The sequence below is a fragment of the Rhizobium sp. A37_96 genome, assembly GCF_053521765.1.
On the sequence record NZ_JBNWDS010000051.1, the window covers coordinates 1 to 1,162 of the forward strand.

Consider the following 1,162-nt stretch of genomic DNA (forward strand, 5'->3'; position numbering starts at 1 on the left):
TGAATTCCTCGATGCCGTAGCGGGACCCCTCGCGGCCGAGGCCGGAGAGCTTGACGCCGCCAAAGGGGGCTTCGGCCGTCGAGATCAGGCCGGTATTGACCCCGACCATGCCGTATTCCAGCGCCTCGGCGACCCGGAAGACGCGGGCGAGATCCTTGGCATAGAAATAGGAGGCAAGGCCGAACTCGGTGTCGTTGGCCTGGACGATGACATCGGCCTCGTCCTTGAAGCGGAAGAGCGGAGCGACGGGTCCGAAGGTCTCTTCCTTGGCGACGGCCATCGATGGCGTGACATCGGCAAGTACCGTCGCCTCGTAGAAGCGTCCGCCGAGCTGGTGGCGATGACCGCCGGCGACGAGGCGGCCGCCCTTGGAAAGCGCATCGGCGACATGCTCCTCGACCTTGGCAAGAGCTGCCTCGTCGATCAGCGGGCCGAGATTGATGCCCTCGTCGAAGCCGTTGCCGGTCTTGAGCGAGCCGACAGCCTTGGACAGCTTCTCGGCAAAAGCGTCATAGACGCCGTCCTGCACGTAGAGACGGTTGGCGCAGACGCAGGTCTGGCCGTTGTTGCGGAACTTGGCGATCAGCGCGCCTTCGACGGCGGCATCGAGATCGGCGTCGTCAAAGACGATGAAGGGCGCATTGCCGCCGAGCTCGAGGCCCAGCTTCTTGATGGTCGGCGCGCTCTGCTTGTAAAGCTCGGCACCGACTTCGGTCGAGCCGGTGAAGGTGAGCTTGCGCACGATCGGGCTTGCGGTCATCTCGGCGCCGATGGCGCGAGCCGAACCCGTGATCACGCTGAAGAGGCCCTTCGGCAGGCCGGCGCGCTCGGCGAGGATGGCGATGGCAATCGCGGAGAACGGCGTCTGTGAGGCCGGCTTCAGCACCATGGCGCAGCCGGCGGCAAAGGCCGGGCCTGCCTTGCGGGTGATCATCGCATTCGGAAAGTTCCAGGGGGTGATGGCCGCGACGACGCCGATCGGCTGCTTCATGACCAGAATGCGCTTGTCCTTCTGGTGGCCGGGGATGATGTCGCCATAGACGCGGCGGCCCTCTTCGGCGAACCATTCGACGAAGCTCGCACCATAGGCGATCTCGCCCTTGGCCTCGGCAAGCGGCTTGCCCTGTTCGGCGGTCAGGATGCGCCCGAGATCGTCCTGGTT

1 protein-coding gene is annotated in these 1,162 nt (G+C 65.3%); it reads right to left on the minus strand.

All coding sequences use genetic code 11. The features are described 5' to 3' along the window. Positions 1 to 1,162, minus strand: a 1,162-nt coding sequence (locus ACQZ6J_RS33875; RefSeq protein WP_449087235.1) for an NAD-dependent succinate-semialdehyde dehydrogenase, incomplete at both ends; no start/stop codon positions are given.